Genomic DNA, 21,820 nt, shown 5'->3' with positions numbered 1-21,820 from the left:
CAGACCGGCCTCAGACCGGCCGGAGGGTCAGCGCGAACTGGGGCAGCGCGAGGAGCAGCACGGCGGTACCGGCCTCGATCCAGCGGTACTTCGCCCGGATGATCGCGCTGGTCCCGGCCAGCGAGGACAACAGCGCCCCCACCGGATCACGGCCCCCGAGCTCGAAGACACGGCGCAGCCGGTCCACCCCGGCACCCGGCGCGATGTGCCCGAAGTAGGCCGGGCTGGCCGGGGCCTGCCGCTCGCCCTTCCGGTACCGGGGAACGAGGGCGGCCACGAAGCAGGCGACGGCCAGCAGCGCGCTCGCCACCGCGCTCCACCACAGGAACGGCACCGCCCAGTCCCGGGGCCCGGATCCGCCGCCGCTCCCGCCCCCGCCCAGCGGGATGAACACCCCGAGGACCGCACCGGTGAACGCCAGGAACACGGCGGCCTTGGCGTCGGCCCGGGTGAGCTCCATGCTGTTGGCGGCCACCAGGCGCTCGATCGCCGCCACCGCCGACGGGCTCGGGGCGGCGTCCGAGGCGGCGGTAGAGGCGGCGGTCGGTGCGGTCGGCGCCCGGCCGCCGGGTATGCCGGCGGCGGTCACACCGGGCTCCCGTTCGCCACGCCGCCCGCCCAGCCGTTGGCCTGCGAGCGGATCTTGACGAACTCCGGCCCGGTGCCCTGCGGCCCGGGGCCCGGCACCCGCCGTCCGAGCGCGATGAGGCGGTCGCGCAGCATCCGGGACAGCTCCTGCCTCTCCTGCTCGCTCAACTTGCCGAGCATGAGAGCCAGTTGGTCCTGCCAGGTGGTCTCACCCCGGAGCAGTTCGGCGTGGCCGACCGCCCAGTCCAGGACCTCCCGGACCTGGTCCGGGTGTCTGGCCAGCCAGAGCGCCGCGAGCGACACCGGGCCCTCCTGAACGGCCCGGCGGCAGAACGCGTACTCGTCCTCGCTCTTGTCCATCCAGTTGTAGGGCACGTCGGCCCCGTCCGGCTCCCCGAGCCGCAGTTCGGCGTCGTGCTCCCGGGCGGACACGTCCGTGACGCGGTAGCCGAGGCCGCAGTGCGGCAGGAGGTGGGGCGTCGCGAGGTAGTGCATCAGCTCGGCCTCGGTCAGCCCGTGCCCGGCGGTGGCGAACTGCTCCTTGAGCTGGCGCAGACGCTGTTCGAGATCCTTGCGGACCGGCAGCCAGCCCCGCACGGTCCGCGCCCGCACGACGTTCACGGCGTCGTGCACCCACCACAGGACGTGGACGTCCACCGACTTCGTGCCGTACGGGGTCGACAGGCCGACCGCCCGGGTCCCGGACCGCTCGTCCAGCTCGACCAGGTACGCCTCGTCGAATCCGCGCAGGCCCGCCCGGACGGCCACCGGGCCCTCCAGGTCCGGGTCCTCGTCGGCGCGGGCGCGGCGGCGGTGGCCCACCTGGTGGTAGAGCCCGTCCCGGTCCAGCAGGACGAGCGCGCGGTCGCGCCGCCCGGACCAGCGGTGGCGCAGGATCTCCCGCCACGGCGCCTGGGTCGCGCGGGCGTAGACGGGCGGGTCGCTGTCGGCGGTCATCGGGCTCCTCCATCGGCAGGGGCGGGCCGGTACGGCTGCGGTTCGCCCTGGCGCCAAGCGTCCAGGGCGTGCTGGACGATGTGCCGTCCGGCCAGGTCGGGGTTGTCGTCGCCGTCGATCTCGACGAACAGGCGCATTTCACCGAGGCTCATCTCCTGGGCGAGCGCGGTCAGCAGCGTTTCCACGGCGGCGCGCAGCGGTTCGTTCCAGACCGCCGAGGCACACCAGGAGAGCAGTGCGCTGCGCGTCTCGCCGAAGAGGTCGTCGTCGTTGAGCGAGAGCCGGATGAAGGTGATCACGGTGTCGGTGAACTCGCCGACGGTGATCAACTGGGCCTGGAACCAGGCGCGGTCCCACAGCAGTCGGGGGAAGGTCCGGAGCGCGAGTTCGGCCCCGCGCCCCGGGCGGTCCGTCCAGTCCATCAATTCGCGCAGGACGACCGGCTGGTTACCTGAGGCGAAGAGCTCCCACAACGCCGCGTCGACGGCTGTGGCGACCGCCCTCTCGTCCCCCTCCCGCCCCCGGTAGCACCCCCGCAGCAGCGACAGCGCGAGCTCCGGGCGGGACGTCCCGAATTCCTCGCCGCAGGCGTAGGCGACCGTGGACCGCGCCTGCCAGCCGACCTCGTGGCTCCAGTTCCTCAGGCGGTACTTGACCTCTCCGGCCAGCACCGGGTCCAGCGCCGCGATGCCCAGCGCGAACGCGGCGGTGCGGCGGCTGCGTTGACGGTCGGACCGGGCCAGCTTGACGATGTCGCGCAGGGCGCGCCGGCCGCCGCCCCAGCCGGCGGCCAGTCCCATCACCCGGCCCAGGGGCGCGGCCAGTTCGGGGTCCGTACCCGGGACGGCGTCCATCCACTCGGTCAGCAGCCCGGACAGCTCGCCGTACTGCCGCCAGACGTGCCGCAGCACCGTCTCGGCCTGGCGGTGCCGGGTGAAGCGCACCGGTTCCACCGTGTAGGTGTAGCGGGAGGTCGCCCGGATCTCGCCGGGCGCGCACTCGGCGCGGACGGTCGCCAGGAGTTCGTCCAGTGACCGCCGGAAGACGAACCGCGGGTTCGGGCGGGGGGCCTCCCGGCTCACCCCACCGGTCTGGCCGTCGTCGCCGCCCGTCGGCAGGACGGCGTCGAGACGGCCGTCGGCCAGCTTGAGCAGGCGGTCGGCCTCGTCCCGGACGATCCGGTGGTCGAGTCCTTCGAAGACGCTGGTCGCCAGCAGAAAGGCGAGTCCGTCCGGGTCGTCGCGCAACTTCTTCAGCAGGTCGGGGACTTCCTTCTCGGCGAGGAAGCTGAGCCGCCTGCGGAGATCGGCGAGGTCGGGGCCCTCGTCGCCGGCCCTGGCCACCTCGGCGACCAGTTCGGCGACCTGGGCGGGGACCAGTTCCGACGCCAGGAGGTCGTCCAGCCCCGGCCGCAGCCGCTCCAGCAGGTGTCGGCGCCGGTCGGGGTCGGGGACGGCAGCCTCCAGACGGGCCTCGAAGACCGCGCCGGGCGGCGGGGGCACGCAGCGCACCGGGGTGAGGTCCAGGTCGCGGGCGAGGCTGCGGAGCAGGTCCGGGTCGTGCGGCAGCATGACCACCATGCGCGCGTTCGCGTCCGCCAGCAGGCGGCGGAGGTTGGCGACCACCGCAGGGCCCAGCTGGAGGGTGGGCAGCAGGCCGTGCACCAGGTACCCGCGGGCCTCGGCGTCGCGGGGGCGCCAGGTGGACAGGTCCTCGTCGCTGTCGAGCGCGCGCAGCTTCGTGCTGTGCCCGCTGTGCTGGAACAGCAGGTTGAGGGCCGCGGTGCGGCGCCCGGTACCGGGCTCGCCCGCCAGGAACAGCAGGCCGGTGTCCAACTGCCGCAGTGCCGACGGGAACCACTCGGGCCGGGCGAAGCCGGCCCGCGCGTCCAGGATCTCCAGTGCGGAGATCGGACCTTCGTGCGCCTCCACGTGCGGGCCCCCCGGGGCGGACGTCGCGCCGGCGTTCTCGACGCGCTGGTCCCCGTGCACCGCGCCGGTGTTGATGTTGCCGTTCGGGGCGTAGATGACATAGCGCCGGTCGGGGAAGTCCCGGTCGAGGTCGGCCAAGTCGTCGGTGTCGTCCGGGTCCGGATATCCGGACGCGGTCTCGTCCCGGTCGGGCGTCGGGTCGCCGGGGCGGTCGCCGGACGGGCCGCCGCCGGACGCGCCAGCGGCGGAGGACTGGTCCCCGGCGCTCACCGGCGGCGCTCCTTCTTGTCACCGTGGAAGGTGTCGCCCTGGTTGCCGTGGACCGTACCGGCCTTGTGGCCCGCCACGTAGTCGCCCCCGAAGGAGTCGCCGCGCACGAAGTCGCGCCCGGCGTAGTCGCCGCGCACCTTGGTGACCTGCTGGCCGCCCTCCACGTTGGTGACGTGCTGGCCGCCGTGCACCGTGCCGCCGCCGTTGACGTTTCCGCGGTCGGCCCGGTAGCTCACCGGCCCGCTCCCCACGCGACCACCGTCCGCCTGCCCGGCCGCCGGCTCCGCCGCCGCGGCCTGCGCCCGCTCGTGCTCCCCGACCACGGTGTCGCCCAGGATGCGGCGGTCGTAGAGGTTGCCCGAGGGCGCGGGTACGTACAGCCAGGCCCGCTGGTCGAACCGCTTGCCCTCGACGGTGGCCGGCACCTCGATGAAGTGGTCGGGGTGGCGGCCGGTGAATCCGCCCGCCACCGCGTCGTCGTAGCAGCGGTCGGACAGGATGGCGGCGACCTGGGTGATGCTCTCGTTGGAGGCGGCCAGCATGGCCTTCACCGGGCGGGAGTCGAGCAGGCGGTGGGTGTCGTTGCGGGGCGTGCCGTTGCCGTCGAACTCGCCGCCGGAGTCGGGCAGCGGCCCGATGTGGAGGCTGACCCGCAGCCGGATCCGCACCGTCCCGACCGAGTTCACGTTGAACTCGGTGAGCACCTCCTGGAGGGTGTGCAGCCACGGGTGGATCAGGAACGGCATCCATGCCGGGTCGAAGCCGAAGACGTAGCCGTCGCCGGTGGAGGCGGGGAACCGGCGACCGTGCCAGACCTCGGCGAGCCCGGCGCGCTCGAAGGACCACTGGAGGACCTGCGGGACGGCCTGGCTGATCATGCCGTGCTCGATGGCCGGGTAGCCGGTGAAGTCCTTGGCGTCGACGGCCACGATGCCCCGGTACGGCGGCAGCTGGCGGCTCCGGCTGTAGGGCAGGGCGCTGGCCTCGGGCATCGGCTGGTCGGACTGCGACATCTGTGCTCCTTGTGGTTCCGGTGCGGACCGTGTGCCCCAAGCTTCGCGAGCGCGCGCCGTGCGGTGTGCTCGCTCAGTGCGGAAACCTGGTGACGCCCGTCACACGAACTGACGTGGCATCAGTCGTGCGGCGGACCTTCCGAACGGACCGGCGCCGCGTCAGTCACGCCCCGTGGGCCACCCGCCGGAGCGCGGACAGGTCGCCGATGACGATGGACTTCCGTCCGGCGTGGACCTGGTGGGAGCCGAGTTCGGCCAGGCCCGCGGTGACGGTGTTCCGGGACACCCCGAGGTGCTGGGCCAGTTCGTCGCGGGTCAGGGCGAGTTCCGTGCGCCGCCCCGGCGGCCCCGCCGGGTCCGCGGAGACGTCGGCCAGGGTGGCCAGGGCGCCCGCCAGCCGGGCCACGATGTCGCCGCCGCTGCGGGCGAGGTCCGACTCCCGCAGCCTGCCGATGGCGTAGCGGACCATCACCGGGAACAGGTCCCGGTCCGTGACGAACCGCAGGAACGCGGCCTTGGCGAGGACCGCGACCGTACAGTCCGAGATCGCCTGGACGCTCGCCGAACGGACCCCGTCGTCCAGCACGGCCACCTCGCCGAGCAGTTCACCGGGGCCGCGGAACGCCAGCAGTCTGACGTCTCCGGTGCGCTCCCGCCGGGTCACCTTCGCCACCCCGCTCAGCAGGGCGAGCACGTGCGTTCCGGGCTCCGCCTGGCGCAGCAGGGTGGCGCCGATCGGATGCCGGCGCTCGAAGGCCTCCGCCAGCATGCTGTTCCAGCTCGCTTCGCCCATGAGTCGGCGCAGGGTCTGACCCAGGGGGTCCGCCGTTCGGCCGTGATCGTTCATGCGCTGACCTTAGGAGGCGCCACGGCGGGTGCGCAGACGGATGCGGTCTCCCGCCGGAATTTCCCTTGGGCGCCCCGGTGGTGGCGGTCCCCGGGAGGGGGGTGGTCCGGTCGGGGCCGGCGCAGGAGGCGCCGCTGTAGCACGAACTCATCTTTCGGGGTGGGGAATTGGCGAAGAAACCCTTCGCATGAGCGAATCCGGGGCGGGTTGGCGGTGCGGGCGGGGCGGGGCGAGAAGCCTGGTGGCGGGACGGCGGCCGGCCGGGGCTGAGACTGGTGTGCGAGATGTCCGGCATGTCCGGCACGGCAGGACAAGTCGGCTGTACAGCTGGATTCTTGAACTTCCGTCAGGATTGTCCTGAACTTGGCTATGCTGCATCACCATGCCTCCGGCGCCGGCCGTCGCCCGTCCCCGTACTGTTCCGATCGTTTGAGGATGCCGAGAATGCTTCGAGCTGGATCATCACCCGCCAGACGGCCGTCCGCGCCCCTGCTCGGGTGGCTGCTGCCCACCGCCGTGATGGCGGCGGCCGTGGCGGCCGCCGCGGCGGTGGTGTCCGCCGGGGTCCGTGCGGAGGTGCTCTGGTGCGGGGCGACGGGCACGGTGCTGGTGGCCGTGGTGGCCGCCGAGTCGGCCCGCCGGGGGCGTGCGCTGGCCGCGTTGCGGGAGCAGCACGCCCGACAGGTGGGCGAGTTGCAGCGGCGGCTGGCCGGCCAGGAGGCCGAGGCCGTGCGGCTCGCGAAGGAGGAGCTGCCGAGGCTGGTGGCCCGGGCCCGGTACGGCGCGTCGATGGACAGCCTGGCCCGGTCGTACCAGGTGCGCGATCCGCTGGCCGCGCCGAAGTTCCGGGGCGCGCTGGAGTCGGTGGTGCGCGGGATCATCGTCGCCGTCGACGACGAGGTGAACCGGCGCGACTCCGCCGAGCGGGCCTTCGTCAACATCGCCCGCCGGGTGCAGGCGATCATCCACCGGCAGGCCAAGGACCTGCGCGAGATGGAGGACCGGCACGGCAACGATCCGGCGGTCTTCGACGACCTGCTGCGCCTGGACCACGGCAACGCGCTGACCGGCCGCCTCGCCGACAGCATCGCCGTCCTGTCCGGCGCCCGCCCCGGCCGTCAGTGGACCAGGCCGGTGGCGCTCTACAGCGTGCTGCGCGGCGGCATGTCGCGCATCCTGGAGTACCAGCGGGTGGACCTGCACCCGGTGGCCCAGGTGTCGGTGATCGGACCGGCCGTCGAGCCGCTGATCCACGCCGTCTCCGAACTGCTCGACAACGCCACCCGCTACTCGCCGCCGCACACCCACGTGCACCTGAGCGCCGCCGAGGTGCAGAGCGGCATAGCGATCGAGATCGAGGACGGCGGCCTCGGCCTGACCGACGAGGCCCGGATCCGCGCCGAGCGCAGCCTGCGCGAGGCCCAGGTCTCCAAGGACCTGGACGACCTCACCGAGTCGCCCCGGCTGGGCTTCGCGGTGGTCGGCCGACTGTGCCAGGCGTACGGCTTCCAGATCTCGCTGCGCCGCTCCGCCTACGGCGGCGTCCGGGTCGTGCTGGTGGTGCCGCAGGAGTTGGTCACCACCGCGCCCCCGACCGGGCGGGCGCACGGGATCGGCGCGTTCTCCGGCCCCCGGCCGCTCCCGGCGAACCCGCCCAAGTCGGCGGCCCCGTGGGGGGCGCGGGCGGCGGCGACCGGCGTGACGGGGCCGTCCGTCGGACCGTCCATCGGGCCGTCCTTCGGGGCGCCTGGCCCGTGGGCGCCGAGCGGGCCGGGCCCGGGGGACGACGAGGTGGTGGTGACCGAGCGCACCGCGAACGGCCTGCCGCAACGGCGGCGGCGCCCGCCCACCCCCCGGGCGGGCTACCCCGGATCGGCCCGGACCGCCGGACAGTACGGCAACCCGGCCTCGGGGCCCGCCGCGGGCCCCGCCCCGGGGACGGGAGGGCGTCACGCCAAGGAGCCGGTACAGCCCGGCCTCTGGCTGGAGGCGTTCACCGAGGGGATCAACGGCCATGGGCCGGCCGCGAGTTCGGCCGGTCAGACCAATGAAGAGACGGCAGGGAAAGGCGAGCAGTGATTCCGCACCGCAGCAACATGGACTGGATCCTCAAGGACCTCGCAGACAGCGTGCCGTACATCCGCCACATCGTCGTGCTCTCCGGCGACGGCCTCCGGATCGCCCAGCACGGCACCGATCCGGACACCGCCGACCGGCTCGCCGCCGCCTGTGCCGGGCTGCAGAGCCTGGCCGCGGCGGTGGGGCAGGAGTTCCCGCACGGCGACGGCTCGATGCGGCTGGTGGTGATCGAGGTGGACGGCGGCTTCTTCTACCTGATGGCGGCCGCCTCCCGCGCGTACCTCGCGGTACTCGCCGACGAGGGGGTCGACGCCGGGCTGGTGGGCCAGCAGATGCGCGACCTGGTCGCCCGGATCGGCGAGCACCTGGCCACTCCCCCGCGCAACCCCGAGGTGGTCGCGTGAACCGGCCGGAGCGTCGGACGCAGCGGCGGCCGGTGCGCCGTCCCGGTCCCGACCGCGACAGGGACCGCGACCGCGACCGCCTGACCCGGCACCGCGGAGTGGGCACATGAACGAGCACAGCGAGGCGGGCACATGACGACGGCCGACCAGGACGGGTGGGACGGTCCCGACCCCGCCCGCCTGTACGTGATCACCCGCGGCCGCAGCGGCCCGGCCGGACCGGGCGTCTTCGACCTGGTCACCCTGATCGTCTCCCGCGCGGAGCCGACGCCCACCATGCAGCCCGAGCACGCGGCCATCCTGCGGCTGTGCCGCTCGCCGCTCTCGGTGGCGGAGGTCTCCGCCTACCTCGAACTGCCCACCAGCGTCGTCACCGTGCTGCTGGCGGACCTGCTCGACGACGGGCGGATCGAGGCCCGCGCCGCCGTCCCCAAGGCGGAACTTCCCGACCGTGCCCTGTTGGAGGCGGTGATCCATGGACTTCAAAGGCTCTGACACGGTGGTCGGGCCGGCCGCCTCGGACCTGCTGCCGGACTCCGTCGCGATGGCGGTCAAGGTGGTGATCGTGGGCGGCTTCGGCGTCGGCAAGACGACGCTGGTCGGCTCGGTCAGCGAGATCCGCCCGCTGACCACCGAGGAGACCATGACCCAGGCCGGGGTCGGCGTGGACGATCCCACCGGGGTCGAACGCAAGACCTCCACCACGGTGGCGATGGACTTCGGCCGGATCAGCATCAGCGACCAGCTCGTGCTGTACGTGTTCGGCACCCCCGGGCAGGAGCGGTTCTGGTTCCTCTGGAACGGCCTGTTCGAGGGCGCCCTGGGCGCGGTGGTGCTGGTGGACACCCGCCGGCTGGAGGTCAGCTTCGAGGTGATCGGGAGGCTGGAGGACCGCGGCGTGCCCTTCGTGGTGGCCGTCAACGGCTTCCCGGAGGCGCCGGCGCACCCGGTCGACGAGCTGCGGGCCGCCCTCGACCTGCCGCCCGAGGTGCCGATCGTGGCCTGCGACGCGCGCAGCCGCGAGTCCAGCCGGGACACCCTGATGACCCTGATGCGGTACCTGTACGAGCTCGCGGTCCCGCCCACCCGCTGACGACCGCCCGCCCGGGGCCGCCCGCGCACCCCGCCAGCCGAACCCCCCGTCCGCCCCGCCGACCCCACCCGACCCCGGAGAGCCCGTGAGCACCCCGTTCCCCGATGACGCCGCCCCCACCCCGCCGCCCGGCTGCCCGGCCCACGGGCGCGCCCTCGAACCGTTCGGCCCCGGCGGCGTCCGGCGCCTGTACGGGCCGGAGGCCGAGGCCGACCCGGCGGGCCTGTACGAGAAGCTGCGCGCCGAACACGGCGAGGTGGCCCCGGTCCTGCTGCACGGGGACCTCCCGGCCTGGCTGATCCTCGGCCACGGCGCGAACATCACCGCGATGCGCTCGCCGTCCCTGTTCTCCCGCGACTCCCGCCTCTGGTCGGCGTTCCGCGACGGTGACGTCCCGATGGACTCGCCGCTGATGCCGGTGATCGCCTGGCAGCCGCTGTGCGTGTTCGCGGACGGCGAGGAGCACCGGCGGCTGCGCGGCGCCGTGCTGGACGGCCTGAACCGCTTCGACCGGCGCGGCGTGCGCCGCCACGTCCGGCGGTTCACCACCGAGCTGGTCCAGGTGGTCGGGCAGACCGGCCGGGCCGAGCTGGTCACCCAGTTCGCCGAGCACCTGCCGATGCTCGTCATGACCCAGCTGCTCGGCATGCCCGACGAGTACGGACCACAGCTGGTGAACGCCGCCCGGGACCTCATGAAGGGCACCGAGACGGCCATCGCCAGCAACGAGTACGTGGTGGCGAGCCTGCGCCGGACGATGGCCGCCAAGCGCGAGGACCCGGGCGGTGACCTGGTCACCTGGCTGATGGAGCACCCGGCCGGGCTGACCGACGACGAGGTGATGGAGCACCTGCGGGTGGTGCTGCTCGCCGCGAACGAGACCACCGTCAACCTGATCGCGGACACCCTGAAGATGGTGCTCACCGACCCCCGGTTCCGCGCCCACCTGTCCGGCGGTCAGATGACCCTGGGCGAGGCGCTGGACCAGGTGTTGTGGGACTCCCCGCCGATGTCGCTGGTGGCCGGCCGCTGGGCGACCGTCGACACCGAGCTGGGCGGGCAGCAGATCAGGGCCGGTGACCTGCTGCTGCTCGGACTCGCGGCCGGCAACGTCGACCCGGTCGTCCGGCCCGACCTGGCCACCCCGCTGTACGGCAACCGCTCCCACCTCTCCTTCGGCGCCGGCCCGCACGAGTGCCCCGGCCAGGACATCGGGCGCTCCGTCGCCGAGGCCGGGATCGACATCCTGCTGACCCTCCTGCCGGACCTTCGGCTCGCCGTGCCGGAGGAGGAGCTGACCTGGACCTCCGCCTGGATCTCCCGGCACCTGGTGGAGCTGCCGGTGGAGTTCACCCCGCGCGAGATCGAGCCGCACCCCGACTCCAAGCCGGTCGACGCCCCGGAGCCGGCGGCCGTCGCCGCACCCGAACCCGCGCCGGCGGTGGAGGAGGCGGAGGCACCGGCCGCCGTACGGATCCCGGCGCAGCGGCGCGGCTGGTGGCGGGCGTTGACCGGCCTGTTCCGGCGCTGACGGCCCGTCCCTAACGACGGTCGCTGCGGGGCCGCTGCAGGGTGAAGGTGTCGACCGGGGTGAGGTCCCCGTGCGGGCCGTCGAAGGTGTAGTACGTCACCCGCATCCTGGTCAGACCGCCGCGCCGGTCGCCGGGGTCGACGTCGAAGGCCGCGAAGCCGTGGGTGTGCTGCCGGTCCTGGACGGCGGCCCACGGGGCGTCCTCGGTCAGCCACACGGACTGCCGGTACGGGGCCGGCGGGCGCGGCGCGTCCTCCAGGGCGACGACCACCCGGCCCTTGGGCTCCCCGAACAGGTCGTCCTGGGTGGTGGCGGCGTTGCCGCCGGCGCCGATGACCATGTGGACGGTGCCGCGGCCGGTGTCGACCGTGTGGAGGTCGGTGTCGGACGGCACCGGGGTGCGGGTGTCGTTGGGAAGGGTCCCGCGGACGGGGTGGGAGCGCTCGTAGTAGTGCTCGTGGCCGCTGACCACCAGGTCGACCCCGTAGGCGTCGAACAGCGGGCCCCAGGCCTCGCGGATGCCGAGGTCGCTGCCGGCGCCGTGCTGCGAGCTGGAGATCATCGGGTGGTGCATGCAGACCACGATCCAGTCGATCGCCCGGCTGCTCCGCGCCGACCGCAACTCGCGCTCCAGCCAGCGCTGCTGGGCCCCGCCGGAGTAGCCGCGCAGATAGTGGTCGCCGCTGTCCTGGATGGCCACGTCGTCGTTGGCCAGGCTGATGAAGCGCACCGAGCCGACCGTGAAGGCGTACCACATGCCCCGGGTCTCCGCGTCGTCGGCGGCCGCGGAGTCGGGCAGTTCGAAGTAGGTCTGGTAGCCGAGGGCGCCGATCGGGCCGTTGCCGGCCTCGTTCTCGCCGTTGCCGGCGCAGGGCATCCAGGGGCGCAGCCGGGCCGAGCGGCTGTTGTTGATGAACCAGTCGGCCCAGGTCAGCGTGCGGCTCTGGCCGTGCCGGCCGCTGTAGGAGGCGTAGCAGAGGTCGCCGTTGACCAGGTTGAACAGCGGGCCGACGCGTTCGACGGCGGCGACGATGTCGGCGGAGTGCGGGGTGCCGACCTGGCTGCTGGTGAACACCGGGTACTTGCCGAGCGGTGACGGCATGCCGTCGGGGAAGACCACCTGGCGGCGGAGGTTGGGGGTGGCCTGGTCCCCGAAGCTGGTGAAGGTGAAGGGCGCCCGGCCGCGCGGGGCGGTGGTGAAGGAGCCCGGCTCGGGGCTCGCGCCGTCGTGGCCGGCGGTGTAGAGGTAGGTGGTGGCGGGGCGCAGGCCGGTGAGGCGGGCGTGGTGGACGTACACCTCCTCCTTGCCGAGGGCGTCCCGGTAGGTGCGGGTCTGCGCCTCGACGACACGGCCGAGGCCGCCGTCCGGCGAGCCGAGCCGGACCTGCGGGCGGCGCACGGACTGCGGGGTGATCCAGGAGACCGTCATGTCGGCGGACGGGTCCGTGCCGAACTGCAGGTGCAGCCCGCTCACGCTGGGCGCCCCGGTCCGGTGCGGGGTGGACCGCAGCAGCGGGCTCGCGGCGGGCCCCGCCTCCCGGCCCGCGTCCGGGCTTGCCTCCGGGTCCGCCGCCGCGGCCGGCTGGGCGGCCGCACCGCCCGCGACCAGCGCGGCGCCGGCCGCGGATGTGCCCTTGAGGATGGACCTGCGTGCGATCGTCATGGAGCTCCGCCTGCCGAGTGGGGGTGTCGACCCGGAGCACTGTACAGACATGTGCATGCGGAAACGATCGATATGACGGACGGTCACCACCGGTACGACGGAGGGCATGCGTCGGCCCCGGCAGGGGTCGGGGGCTCCGCCGGGGCCGGGCGCAGGGAGTCGGGCACAGGGAGTCGGGCACAGGGCCCGGGGGTCAAGCGCCGGAGATCAGGGGCACTGCTTCCAGGCGAGGTGGTAGACGGTGTTGATGCTGCCGTCCGTCGAGTCCATGGTCATGAAGCTGGTGGTGCTGTTCGGGTCCGAGCTGCCGGCGCCGACCCGCAGTTCGGTGTTGATGTTGAAGTTGCGCTCCTCGCCGCAGGGGGCGAAGACCAGGGCGGCGACGTCGACGGTGTCGGTCGCCTGCCAGTTGTCGTCCTTGGGGCCGCTGAAGTGGTGGCTCAGCTGGACGGTCGCGGGGTCGCCCTGGAAGTAGTAGCCGGCCTGCTGGGTGCCGGTCGCACCCTTCTCCAGGTGGGCGAAGCCGCGGTAGTCGGCGGAGGCGATCGCGTAGGTGAAGCCCTGGGGGACGTGCACCCGCAGGTTGAGCTGACAGTTCTTCCGGAAGTCGGTCGGCTTCGAGCCGACCCCCACCTGGGCGAGGTAGCTGCTGTAGGTCACGGTGAAGGCGGTGTTGTCCGGGGAGACGGCCACGGCGGCCGTCCCCGCCGGGCAGCCGGAGCCGTTGACGGTCGCGACGTCGATGACGATCCGATCCGGCGGCGTCGGGAGCGCGCCGGAGCCGAGGGTCGGCGAGGCGAACAGGGTTGCGGCGATTCCGGTCGTGGCCAGTACACGGAGCAGCATGGGCTTCCCCTTCGATCGTCCACGGAGCCGGGGCCGGCGCGTTGGCGCTCCTAGCGCGGTGACGTTCCGAGCGCGTTGGCGGTCCGAGCGCCTTGGCACTTCGAGCGCGGCCCCGAAATTGACATGACTATGTCACCACACCCGGGGTGTCCGCGTACAGGGGGTGACGCGCCTCCCGGGTGACCTGCGGGCGACGAGCAGCAGCTCACCCTCGCCCGCGAGCCGGCCGTCGAACCGGCTCCCGGACAGCCCGACATCGACCTGATCCTCGGCACCCGCGCCCACATCCCGCAGGCCTACGAGAAGATCGGCGACACCTGGACGGTCTACGGCCTCGGCGACCAGCTCGCCGGGCACATGTTCACCTACGACGGCGCCGAGGATCCGCGCGGCAACCGGAGCTCCCTCGCCCGCTTCACCGTCCCCCCGCCCGCCGGGCCGGGGCTGCGCCGGACGGTGGGCCGGGCCGAGTTCGTCCCGCAGATCACCGACCTCGGGCCGCCCTACCGGGTGCTCGGCCTGCGCGAGGCCGTCCGCCGCGACCCCGGCCGCGCCGACTACGCCCGCGCCCTGGAGCACATCCGCTCGGTGGTGCTCAGCCGGGACGCGGGCGCGGCGGAACTCGCCCTGGCGCCGTAGAGCGGAGAAACCGTTACGGCCTGCGGCCCAGCCCCGCGTAGGCCGCCACCTCGTGGTCGCCGAGCACCGGGCCCTCGCCCAGCTCCGGGTGCCAGCGGTTGATCAGCACCACGCCCGGGTCGTCCAGTTCCAGCCCGGTGAAGAAGCGCTCGACGCCCGCACGGGGGCGCAGGTGGTTCTCGATGCCGGCCTCCGAGTAGCGGCGGGAGCCGATCGCGACCAGGTCGGGAATCGAGTCGGCGGTGCCGGCGGTCAGCGCGAGGAAGCTGCCGGAGGGCAGGGCGTCGACCAGCTTGCGGACCGGCGGGTGCGCGGCCTCGTCGGAGAGGAAGTGCACGATGTTGATCAGCGTCAGCGCGATCGGCCGGTCGAGGTCCAGGGTGGCGGCCACCGCGGGATCGGCCAGGAACCTCCCCGGCTCGCGCAGGTCGCCCTCGACGTAGGCGGTGCGGCCCTCGGGGGTGCTGGTGAGCAGCGCGCGCGAGTGGGCGAGCACGATCGGGTCGTTGTCGACGTACACCACCCGGCAGGACGGGTCGACGGCCTGGACGACCTCGTGCAGGTTGGGCGTGGTGGGGATGCCGGTGCCGACGTCCAGGAACTGGCGGACGCCGTGCACCTCGACCAGCCGGCGGACCATCCGGTGCATCACCGCGCGGGCCGCGACGGTGGCGGTGCGCGAGCCGGGCCACTCCCCGAGGATGCGGTCGCCGACCTCGCGGTCCACCGGGAAGTTGGTCTTGCCGCCGAGCAGGTAGTCGTAGACCCGGGCCGGGTGCGCGCGGTCGGTGCGCAGGTCCACCTGCGGCGCCTCCTCGAACCGGACCCCGGTCAGCCAGCCGTCCGGACCGCTGTTCTCCATGTCTTGCCCTTCCGCACGTTCGTTCCCGTCCCACTCAACCACAGGACATGATCGAACGTCAGCCACTTCGGGACGGCACCCGACCGCCGCGCGCCTTGATGGCCGGAGCCCCCACGGCGGCGGCGAAGGACGGCACCCGCAGGGCGGTGACGAGGCCGAGCGCCGGGCCCAGCGTGCAGAGGGTGACGTAGCCGGGGATCAGGCCGAGGCGGTGGTGGTCGTGCAGCCACTCGGCGAGCAGCGGGAAGGAGCCGCCGAACACGGCGATGGTGGCCGCGTTGACCACGCCCAGGCCGAGGGCGCGGACCTCCGTCGGGAACAGCAGGCCGGTGAAGACGTTGAGCGTCCCGAGCACCGTCGCCACCAGCATCCCCAGCAGCACGGCGACGACCTGGAACGGCAGCCAGCCCTGCCGCAGCCCGATCAGCAGCACCGGGACCAGCAGCACCGGCAGCGCGAACCCGGCCCGGGCCACCGGCAGCAGGCCGAAGCGGTCGGCGGCGGCGCCGCTGAGCAGCATGGTGGCCAGCACCACCGCGAGCACCACGGTCATGAAGGAGGTCGCCTCCTCCCGGTCGACCACCCCGTAGGCGGCGGCGTACTGCGGCAGGTAGACCAGGGCGAAGTAGTAACCGACCGTCCCGCCCAGGGTGTTGAGGAAGACGGTGAGCACCGCCCAGCGGTGCTCGCGCAGCACCCGCAGGAACGGCGGGCGGGCGCCCGTCGACTCCGCCCGGGCTCGGCGGAACTCCGCGCTCTCCGGGGCCGCCCGGCGCACCCAGACGGCGGCCAGCCCGAGCAGCGCCGCGACCACGAAGGCCCAGCGCCAACCGCCGTCGGTCACACCGGACTTGCCGAGGGTGTGCAGCAGCAGCGCGAGCACCCCGTAGGAGAGCAGCGAGCCGACGATGATCCCGCCGTAGGAGACCGAGCTGAACGCGAAGCGGTGCCGGGGCGGGGCCGTCTCGGTCACGTACGCGGCGACGCTGGGCGCCTCCCCACCGAAGGCCAGCCCCTGCACCACCCGCGCGGCGACGGCCAGGACCGCCGCCCAGGCGCCGATCGTCCGCTGGTCCGGCAGCACGGCGATGCCGAGGCTGGCGGCGGCGATCACGGACATGCCGAGGGTCAGGGCGAAGCGCCGCCCCCGGGTGTCGCTGAGCCGCCCGATCAGGTACGAGCCGACCGGCCGGGCGACGAACCCGACCGCGAAGGTCGCGTACGCCCCGAGCAGGCCGCTGACCCCGCCCTTGCCGTGCCCGAAGAGGTCCGCCGCGAAGTACGGGGCGAGGACGGCGTAGATGTTCCAGTCGAAGGACTCGACCACCGAGCCCACCGTGGCGGCGGCCAACTCCCGTCGCCGCCGGCCGGCTTGCGGCTCCTCGCGCGGCGGGGTGGTTCCGGTCCGATCTGTCATGGCCTCAGCATGGCACCGATCGAGGTGGCGCGGTATCGGACGCGGCGAGGTCCGCCGCCCCCGGCGGCCCGGCGCTACCGGCCGGGGTGGTGTTACCGGCCGGGGTGGTGGACGAAGCGGTAGGTCTCGCGGTCCAGTTCGGTGACCTCCACGCCGATCGCGGCGGGCACGTCGAGGCGGGCCTCCAGCGCGGCGAGCACCCGGGCCGTCAGCTCGGCACGCTGCGCGGTGCTGCGGCCGGCCAGGATCTTGACCTCCACCAGCACCACCGCGCGCCCGCCCCTCCCGTCGCCGACCACGTGGCGCCCGGCCGGGCGGAACAGCGTCTTGCAGTCCGCCACGGTGGTGTCGATCACCTCGGCGATCAGCCGGTGGACCTCCTCGGCGAAGCCCGCCTGGTCGAGGGCGAGGCCGGCGGAGTGGTCGACCAGGATCTGCGGCACGGGGACCTCCCAGGAGACGGAGCCCGCTCGGGGCTCCTCGGACAGTTCGGCGACGCTACCGCGCGCGGCCGCGCGGCCCTCGGGCAGGGCGCTCACCGGGGTGCGGCGCGGCGGTGGCGCGGCACTCCCGGGCCCCCGGTTGCGGCGGTGACCCGGGAGCCCGGGAGCGTGAACAGCGGGTCAGCAGCCGAAGTTGATCAGGCGGAAGGTCACGTAGTGGTCGCCGGTGTAGTAGTCCTCGCGGGTGCGCTGGCCGGTGACGATCCGGCGGGTGCCGCGGGTCGGCGAGCCGGGCGTCACCACGGTGTACTCGTGGTAGTAGCCGGAGGACTGGCTCGGCAGCACGCGCTCCTTGTTCTGGAACACCACGCCGTCCTGGCTGTACGGGAACGGCCCGCCGGAGGCGATCAGGTTGAGCGTGGTGCGCGCCTGCGACGGCAGGGCGGACAGGCACACCGAGCCGCTCACCGCGGCGTGCGCCTCGGTGGCGACCGCGACGGGCGCGAGGGTCATCAGAGCGACGGCGGGGACGGCGGCGGCGCGAGACTTCCACGCGCGTAGAGTTCGGGTCATGACAACCAGCATGGCGACCGCCCCGGCCCGCCGAAAGCCCTGATCCAACTCTTCATCTCGGGTCAACTCGACGTACCCACAGTGGACTTGGCCTGGACAGCAGCCGCTCCGGGCCCGCCCTGCGCGAAGCCGAGCCGAGCCGAGCCGAGGCCGGACACGCCTGCGCCACCGGGGCGTTCACCGCCCCGGTGGCGCGTCCGGCGTCTCGGCGTCAGCCCCGGGGCAGGGCCAGGGACTGGACGGCCGGCAGCTTGCGCCAGTCGCTGGAGACGATGCTGGCGTGCGCCCGGGCCAGCTGCTCGGTGCGGGCGCGGGCCTGGTCCGCCGTCGGGTCGGTGGCGCTGATGGCGGGCGCCACATTGTGCGCGTCCGTCATGACCAGCAGGTAGTGCGAGCGGTCGTACCACGCGGTGTCGACGCCGTCGAGGTACGTGGCGGCGTCGCCGTCGAAGACCACGAACCAGGGCCGGATCCCGGCGTCCGCGCCCGTGTACGCGGCGCGCGGGTCGCCGGTCTTGGCGCCGTGCACGGCGGGGAACAGCTGGGCGTCGCCGATCCGGCCGGCGGCGGCGAGGTCGCGCAGGTGGCGGCCGTACTCGACGTCGGTGTGCAGGGTGTCGAAGGGGTTGCTCTCCTCGACCGTCCCCGGGATCGCGTACAGCAGGACCTTTCCGGCCAGCGCCGCGCGGCTCGGCCAGTTGCCGGCCCGCACCGCCTCGTCGACGCTGGCGTACGAGCCGCCGCCCGGCTTGGCGAGCAGGTCGGCGGGGCGCAGCACGGCCGATCCCAGGTGGGCGGCGATCAGCGCGTCCAGTTCCGTCGCCCCCATGCCGAGGTTGGCCGAGAAGCCCGCCTTGAGCTCCAGCTTGACCACCAGCGGGCCGGCGCCCGGGTGGGCGCCGAGCCAGACCCGGACGTCGTCGAGGCAGTTCTCCAGGTTCTTGTTGGCGCCGCCGCTGTAGAGCTGCGCCGGGGTGCTGGCGGCGGTGCAGTTGTTGGAGTTGCCGAGCGGGTTGGAGTGGCTGACCTTCCACTCCTTGGTGACGATGTCCGTCCAGATGTCCAGCTCGATCATCCCGGTGCCGGTGTCGAGCCCCTGGGCGAGGTACGGGTAGGCGGCCGGGTCGTAGGTGTTGTGCAGGCCGACGGTGGTGGCCGAGCCGAACGGCAGGTCCGCCGGGCCGCTCGCGGCCGCGTCCTGCGCCGCGTCGGCGGTCGTCGGAATCAGGGCCGCGGCGGCGGCGAGCAGGCCGGCCGCCAAGATGGCGGCGGCGGTGCGGCGTACGGTCACAGGTACTGTCCCCCCAAGTGCGGATGTGCCTCCGGCCGCCCCTCCCGGACGGTCGGACGAAGCATCGCCCACCAGGGCGAGCTCCGGGTGAAGAAGACACGACAATAGCGTGACGGCTGTACCGCTCCCGCCCGGGTTAGCGTGGGCCGTCCAGCAGGCGCGGCCCGGTCCGCGCCTGAGCACCGAGCACCGGAGGAACTCCCGTGTCCCTGGTCCGCGTCCACAACTTCTCGATCTCGCTCGACGGCTACGGAACGGGCGAGGGGCAGAGCCTCGACTCGCCGTTCGGCCACGCCGGCGACCGGCTGCACGGCTGGTTCTTCCAGACCCGGACCTTCCGGCGGATGCACGGCCGGGAGGGCGACACCGGCGGCGACACCGGCGTCGACGACGCGATGGCCCGCACCTGGAGCGACGGCATCGGTGCGGAGATCATGGGGCGCAACAAGTTCGGCCCGCAGCGCGGCCCGTGGCAGGACCACGAGTGGAAGGGCTGGTGGGGGCCGGAGCCGGTGTTCCGCACCCCGGTCTTCGTCCTCACCCACCACCCGCGCCCCACGCTGGAGATGGCGGGCGGGACGACCTTCCACTTCCTCGACGCCACGCCCGAGGAGGCACTGCGCCAAGCCAAGGCGGCGGCCGACGGGAAGGACGTCCGGATCGGCGGCGGCCCGAGCACCGTCCGGGCCTTCCTGGAGGCGGACCTGATCGACCACCTGCACGTGGTGGTGGTGCCGATCGTCCTCGGCCGCGGCGAGCGGCTCTGGGACGGGCTCGAAGGCCTGGAACAGCGCTTCCGCACCGAGGCGGTGACCAGCCCGAGCGGCGTCACCCACCTCACCTTCACCCGGCGGTAGCCGAAAGACGGTGGCCTCCCCGCACCCGTGGGGAGGCCACCGTCACACTCGGACCGTCAGACCTGTCAGACCTGTCAGACCCTGTCAGACCCGGTCGGCCGCGATCAGGACGTACTGGAAGGAGCCGTCCTTGTAGGAGTTGATGAACGCCTCCTCGATGCCGGTGACCAGCGAGGAGGTGGCGCGCAGCTCCCAGTAGGGCAGGGTGGCGGGGGTCAGGTCGATGACGGCCTGCGGCACCAGCCGGTTGTCGGCCATGGCCCGCAGGTACTCCCGGCGGGAGTGGATGTTGCACTCGAAGTGCGCGTTGATCTGCGAGACCCACTTGGACGGCTGCCCGTAGGCGGGGTTCCAGCAGCCGGTGACGGTCACGTACCGGCCGCCGACGGCGAGGATCCGGGAGTGCTCGGCGAACAGGTCGTGCAGGTCGACGTACATGCTGGACTCGTTGTTCCACGAGCCCGCCACCTGGCCGGTCTCGAACGGCATGTCGAGCATGTTGCAGACCTGCGAGCGGACGAAGTCGCCGATGCCCAGCTCGTGGGCCCGGTTGTTGCCGAACTCGGCCTGCTTGGCGGAGAGCGTGACGCCCTGGACCCGGCAGCCGAAGCGCTGGTGGGCCATCACCATCGAGCCGCCGCGGCCGCAGCCGGCGTCCACCAAGGTGGCGTCGGCCGGAACCGCGCCCAGGTGGTCGAGGAGCAGCTCGGCCTGCGCGGACTCCAGGCGGTGCAGCTCGGTGATCACCTTCTTCTCGCGCTCGCTGTCAGCCGGGTCGCCGATGGCGGCCTGGTCGACGTCGCCGATGCCGTAGTGGTGGTGGTAGAGGCCGTCCACGTCGCCGAGGCGAAGGTTGACCGGCCGTGCCTCGTGGTCCCAGTAACGTGCGATGTCGCCCTGGTAGGGGGTCGCCGGCCCGGGGATGGCGGCGTTGTCGGCGGGGGTGGTGATGTCGTCGGTCAGGGACATGCGTCAGCTCCTAGCGGGTGATCAACGGAAGGGGGACGGCTGCCGGAAACGGTGGTTACCAGAAGTCGGGCAGGGTGTAGCGGAAGGAGTTGGTCTGGTGCCAGAAGTGGTTGCCGTCGACCCACGCGGACACACCGCGCAGGAACCGCACGAGGGTCGGGACGGGGCAGGCCGCGGCCAGCGCGGCCGCCTCGGCCTCGAAGGCGTGCATCAGGTCGTTGTGGACCTCGACCGCCTTGAGGTAGCCGTCCCGGTGCGAGCAGTCCTCGCGTTCGGCGATCACCACGGGCAGGTTCAGGTGCAGTCCGGGGATGGACAGCTCCTTGGTGTACGAGTACAGGTCGTTGACGATGGTGGTCGCGTTGCCGGCCAGGGCGATCACGCGCTGCATGGCGGGTAGCGCGTGCAGTTCGGCCGGCAGCTCGTAGCCGCCGACGGTGTCCGTGATCGTCGGGCAGGGGCGGAAGTTGTTGAACTGGCGCATCGCCAGGTACTCCCACACCTGCGGGACGTGCTCGGTCTCGGCCCACGACGCCTCGGCGAGGTACCCGAGGTGCAGCCGGGCCATGTCGTGCCGGAACCGGTCCGACTGGGAGGGCGTGGAGGCCCGGGTGAAGTACTCCATCGCGGAGCGGTACGCCCGGCGGGGCGCGTCCTCGTGCAGCGAGGCCTCCCACTCCGGGTGGTACTCCGGGGTGGTGTGCAGCGGGTCGAGCGCGGTGTGCGCCAGCAGCAGGCGCCCGCCGAGGCCGACCGGCGAGCCGCCGTGCTCCTCGCAGTAGTAGTCGTCGACCGCGTTCTCGGCGACCATCAGGCGGGCGGCGAGCATCAGGTGGTCGACGCCGGGCGCGTCCGGGTGGCAGGCCACCATGTAGCGGCCGGTCGAGAAGCCGTCGAACTGCTTCTCCCAGTCCGGCGGGTACAGCTCGACCTCGTCCAGCGCCCAGGCCTTGATCCTGAGGCTCAGCTCCTCCACCCGCACCGGGTCGGGCTCGGCCACCGGGTGGTGGTAGAGGCCCGGGATGGCGTCGCCGGGCTGCGGCTTGGAACCACCCGGCTTGGAACCGCCCGGCTTGGAACCACCCGGCGAGGGGCTGTCGGACGTGGGGACGCCGGGCACGGAGGTGTTGGGTGCGGGCGCGCTCGGGGCGGGGGGACTCTGCGCCAGGTTCAGGCCCGCGGTGCCCAGGCCGCTCGGCCCGCGCAGGATCCGCTCCATCGCCGAGGAGCTCATGACCCCACCGCCGCGGGGGCAGTGCGCTCGAAGGGTGTCCCCGCTCTGGTGCACAGGGGCATGGAGCCTCCTCTGACTCTGATGAAGGATCGCGAGACATGACGCTTCGTCACCTGGCCGACGGCGCGGGCGGTCTTCGAACGCGCCCCCCGTCTCGCTCGGTTCACAACCGTAGGCGCGGGGACCGGTTCGGAAACGCTCCGAACGATCTTCTACACCCGATCAGGTGAACGTGGGCCCGTATGGCGTTTGAAACGCCACCTCCTCATGCATCGGTCCGCCGCGCCCGCCGGCGTAAGGGGGAGAAGAATGG

General features: G+C 73.2%; 20 protein-coding genes and 1 pseudogene. 7 read left to right on the top strand and 14 right to left on the bottom strand.

Annotation, left to right across the window (positions count from 1 at the left end; all coding sequences use genetic code 11):
- Window positions 1-10 precede the first annotated feature (10 nt).
- The 5 genes from AB0O82_RS30605 to AB0O82_RS30585 form a co-directional block, all read right to left on the bottom strand.
- The gene (locus AB0O82_RS30605) at window positions 11-589 is read right to left on the bottom strand and encodes a Pycsar system effector family protein (protein ID WP_363587162.1); all 579 of its coding nucleotides are present in this window, start codon (window positions 587-589) and stop codon (window positions 11-13) included.
- Window positions 586-1,545, bottom strand: coding sequence for a hypothetical protein (locus tag AB0O82_RS30600; RefSeq protein ID WP_363587161.1), 960 nt, complete (start codon window positions 1,543-1,545; stop codon window positions 586-588). The genes AB0O82_RS30605 and AB0O82_RS30600 overlap by 4 nt, the downstream gene beginning before the upstream one ends.
- The gene (locus tag AB0O82_RS30595) at window positions 1,542-3,746 is read right to left on the bottom strand and encodes a hypothetical protein (RefSeq protein ID WP_363587160.1); all 2,205 of its coding nucleotides are present in this window, start codon (window positions 3,744-3,746) and stop codon (window positions 1,542-1,544) included. Before AB0O82_RS30595 ends, AB0O82_RS30600 begins: the two co-directional genes overlap by 4 nt.
- The gene (locus AB0O82_RS30590; RefSeq protein ID WP_363587159.1) at window positions 3,743-4,759 is read right to left on the bottom strand and encodes a hypothetical protein; all 1,017 of its coding nucleotides are present in this window, start codon (window positions 4,757-4,759) and stop codon (window positions 3,743-3,745) included. The genes AB0O82_RS30595 and AB0O82_RS30590 overlap by 4 nt, the downstream gene beginning before the upstream one ends.
- Window positions 4,760-4,922: 163 nt before the next feature.
- The gene (locus AB0O82_RS30585) at window positions 4,923-5,606 is read right to left on the bottom strand and encodes a Crp/Fnr family transcriptional regulator (RefSeq protein WP_363587158.1); all 684 of its coding nucleotides are present in this window, start codon (window positions 5,604-5,606) and stop codon (window positions 4,923-4,925) included.
- Window positions 5,607-6,050: 444 nt separating this feature from the next.
- Between AB0O82_RS30585 and AB0O82_RS30580 the strand changes: the two genes are divergently transcribed.
- The 5 genes from AB0O82_RS30580 to AB0O82_RS30560 all read left to right on the top strand — a co-directional run bounded on the left by AB0O82_RS30580 (window position 6,051) and on the right by AB0O82_RS30560 (window position 10,713).
- The gene (locus tag AB0O82_RS30580) at window positions 6,051-7,685 is read left to right on the top strand and encodes an ATP-binding protein (protein WP_363587157.1); all 1,635 of its coding nucleotides are present in this window, start codon (window positions 6,051-6,053) and stop codon (window positions 7,683-7,685) included.
- A gap of 17 nt (window positions 7,686-7,702) precedes the next feature.
- Entirely contained in the window at window positions 7,703-8,089 is a 387-nt protein-coding gene (locus AB0O82_RS30575; protein ID WP_208869028.1) for a roadblock/LC7 domain-containing protein, read from the top strand.
- A gap of 132 nt (window positions 8,090-8,221) precedes the next feature.
- Window positions 8,222-8,584 carry a DUF742 domain-containing protein gene (locus AB0O82_RS30570; protein ID WP_063345928.1) on the top strand — a complete coding sequence of 121 codons (363 nt, stop codon included), beginning with the start codon at window positions 8,222-8,224 and terminating at the stop codon, window positions 8,582-8,584.
- Window positions 8,565-9,182 (top strand): ATP/GTP-binding protein, encoded by a 618-nt coding sequence (locus tag AB0O82_RS30565; RefSeq protein ID WP_363587156.1) that lies wholly within the window; start codon window positions 8,565-8,567, stop codon window positions 9,180-9,182. The genes AB0O82_RS30570 and AB0O82_RS30565 overlap by 20 nt, the downstream gene beginning before the upstream one ends.
- A gap of 85 nt (window positions 9,183-9,267) precedes the next feature.
- Window positions 9,268-10,713: a cytochrome P450 gene (locus AB0O82_RS30560; RefSeq protein WP_363587155.1), complete on the top strand. Its 1,446-nt coding sequence runs from the start codon at window positions 9,268-9,270 to the stop codon at window positions 10,711-10,713.
- Window positions 10,714-10,723: 10 nt separating this feature from the next.
- On the opposite strand, the gene AB0O82_RS30555 is transcribed toward AB0O82_RS30560, so the two are convergent.
- Both AB0O82_RS30555 and AB0O82_RS30550 read right to left on the bottom strand, forming a co-directional pair.
- Window positions 10,724-12,376 (bottom strand): metallophosphoesterase family protein, encoded by a 1,653-nt coding sequence (locus AB0O82_RS30555; RefSeq protein ID WP_363587154.1) that lies wholly within the window; start codon window positions 12,374-12,376, stop codon window positions 10,724-10,726.
- Between the two features lie 207 nt (window positions 12,377-12,583).
- A complete protein-coding gene (locus AB0O82_RS30550; RefSeq protein WP_363587153.1) occupies window positions 12,584-13,222 on the bottom strand; it encodes a DUF4360 domain-containing protein in 639 nt (212 codons plus the stop codon).
- Between the two features lie 357 nt (window positions 13,223-13,579).
- Here AB0O82_RS30550 and AB0O82_RS30545 point away from each other — a divergent pair, with 357 nt between their 5' ends.
- Complete coding sequence (locus AB0O82_RS30545; RefSeq protein ID WP_363587152.1) at window positions 13,580-13,861, top strand: hypothetical protein; 282 nt, start codon at window positions 13,580-13,582, stop codon at window positions 13,859-13,861.
- 13 nt (window positions 13,862-13,874) lie between these two features.
- Here the strand turns inward: AB0O82_RS30545 and AB0O82_RS30540 are convergent, their stop codons facing one another.
- The 5 genes from AB0O82_RS30540 to AB0O82_RS30520 all read right to left on the bottom strand — a co-directional run bounded on the left by AB0O82_RS30540 (window position 13,875) and on the right by AB0O82_RS30520 (window position 18,447).
- Entirely contained in the window at window positions 13,875-14,723 is an 849-nt protein-coding gene (locus AB0O82_RS30540; protein ID WP_363587151.1) for an SAM-dependent methyltransferase, read from the bottom strand.
- 58 nt (window positions 14,724-14,781) lie between these two features.
- A complete protein-coding gene (locus tag AB0O82_RS30535) occupies window positions 14,782-16,140 on the bottom strand; it encodes an MFS transporter (protein WP_363587150.1) in 1,359 nt (452 codons plus the stop codon).
- Window positions 16,141-16,232: 92 nt separating this feature from the next.
- Window positions 16,233-16,679: an isomerase gene (locus AB0O82_RS30530; RefSeq protein WP_363587149.1), complete on the bottom strand. Its 447-nt coding sequence runs from the start codon at window positions 16,677-16,679 to the stop codon at window positions 16,233-16,235.
- A gap of 84 nt (window positions 16,680-16,763) precedes the next feature.
- Window positions 16,764-17,096, bottom strand: a complete 333-nt coding sequence (locus AB0O82_RS30525; RefSeq protein WP_363587179.1) for a ribonuclease domain-containing protein — start codon at window positions 17,094-17,096, stop codon at window positions 16,764-16,766.
- 271 nt (window positions 17,097-17,367) lie between these two features.
- A complete protein-coding gene (locus tag AB0O82_RS30520; RefSeq protein WP_363587148.1) occupies window positions 17,368-18,447 on the bottom strand; it encodes a phosphatidylinositol-specific phospholipase C domain-containing protein in 1,080 nt (359 codons plus the stop codon).
- Between the two features lie 203 nt (window positions 18,448-18,650).
- Between AB0O82_RS30520 and AB0O82_RS30515 the strand changes: the two genes are divergently transcribed.
- A complete protein-coding gene (locus AB0O82_RS30515; RefSeq protein ID WP_363587147.1) occupies window positions 18,651-19,304 on the top strand; it encodes a dihydrofolate reductase family protein in 654 nt (217 codons plus the stop codon).
- Window positions 19,305-19,388: 84 nt separating this feature from the next.
- On the opposite strand, the gene AB0O82_RS30510 is transcribed toward AB0O82_RS30515, so the two are convergent.
- Window positions 19,389-20,273 (bottom strand): geranyl diphosphate 2-C-methyltransferase, encoded by an 885-nt coding sequence (locus AB0O82_RS30510; protein ID WP_363587146.1) that lies wholly within the window; start codon window positions 20,271-20,273, stop codon window positions 19,389-19,391.
- A gap of 55 nt (window positions 20,274-20,328) precedes the next feature.
- Window positions 20,329-21,498 (bottom strand): annotated as a pseudogene (locus AB0O82_RS30505) (family 2 encapsulin nanocompartment cargo protein terpene cyclase); the annotation flags it as partial.
- Window positions 21,499-21,820: the final 322 nt, after the last annotated feature.

It is taken from the genome of Kitasatospora sp. NPDC088264 (assembly GCF_040685715.1).
Taxonomy (GTDB): Bacteria; Actinomycetota; Actinomycetes; order Streptomycetales; family Streptomycetaceae; genus Kitasatospora.
The sequence above is the reverse complement of the archived record's forward strand: the minus strand, read 5'-3'. Positions and strand labels throughout refer to the sequence as shown.

Excerpts from the sequence above, each read along its gene's own strand:
- AB0O82_RS30600 (WP_363587161.1), bottom strand. The coding sequence starts at position 1,545 with ATGACCGCCGACAGCGACCCGCCCGTCTACGCCCGCGCGACCCAGGCG.
- AB0O82_RS30590 (WP_363587159.1), bottom strand. The coding sequence starts at position 4,759 with ATGTCGCAGTCCGACCAGCCGATGCCCGAGGCCAGCGCCCTGCCCTAC.
- AB0O82_RS30585 (WP_363587158.1), bottom strand. The coding sequence starts at position 5,606 with ATGAACGATCACGGCCGAACGGCGGACCCCCTGGGTCAGACCCTGCGC.
- AB0O82_RS30580 (WP_363587157.1), top strand. The coding sequence starts at position 6,051 with ATGCTTCGAGCTGGATCATCACCCGCCAGACGGCCGTCCGCGCCCCTG.
- AB0O82_RS30545 (WP_363587152.1), top strand. The coding sequence starts at position 13,580 with ATGTTCACCTACGACGGCGCCGAGGATCCGCGCGGCAACCGGAGCTCC.
- AB0O82_RS30575 (WP_208869028.1), top strand. The coding sequence starts at position 7,703 with ATGGACTGGATCCTCAAGGACCTCGCAGACAGCGTGCCGTACATCCGC.
- AB0O82_RS30540 (WP_363587151.1), bottom strand. The coding sequence starts at position 14,723 with ATGGAGAACAGCGGTCCGGACGGCTGGCTGACCGGGGTCCGGTTCGAG.
- AB0O82_RS30510 (WP_363587146.1), bottom strand. The coding sequence starts at position 20,273 with ATGTCCCTGACCGACGACATCACCACCCCCGCCGACAACGCCGCCATC.
- AB0O82_RS30535 (WP_363587150.1), bottom strand. The coding sequence starts at position 16,140 with ATGACAGATCGGACCGGAACCACCCCGCCGCGCGAGGAGCCGCAAGCC.
- AB0O82_RS30570 (WP_063345928.1), top strand. The coding sequence starts at position 8,222 with ATGACGACGGCCGACCAGGACGGGTGGGACGGTCCCGACCCCGCCCGC.
- AB0O82_RS30525 (WP_363587179.1), bottom strand. The coding sequence starts at position 17,096 with ATGACCCTCGCGCCCGTCGCGGTCGCCACCGAGGCGCACGCCGCGGTG.
- AB0O82_RS30550 (WP_363587153.1), bottom strand. The coding sequence starts at position 13,222 with ATGCTGCTCCGTGTACTGGCCACGACCGGAATCGCCGCAACCCTGTTC.
- AB0O82_RS30565 (WP_363587156.1), top strand. The coding sequence starts at position 8,565 with ATGGACTTCAAAGGCTCTGACACGGTGGTCGGGCCGGCCGCCTCGGAC.
- AB0O82_RS30555 (WP_363587154.1), bottom strand. The coding sequence starts at position 12,376 with ATGACGATCGCACGCAGGTCCATCCTCAAGGGCACATCCGCGGCCGGC.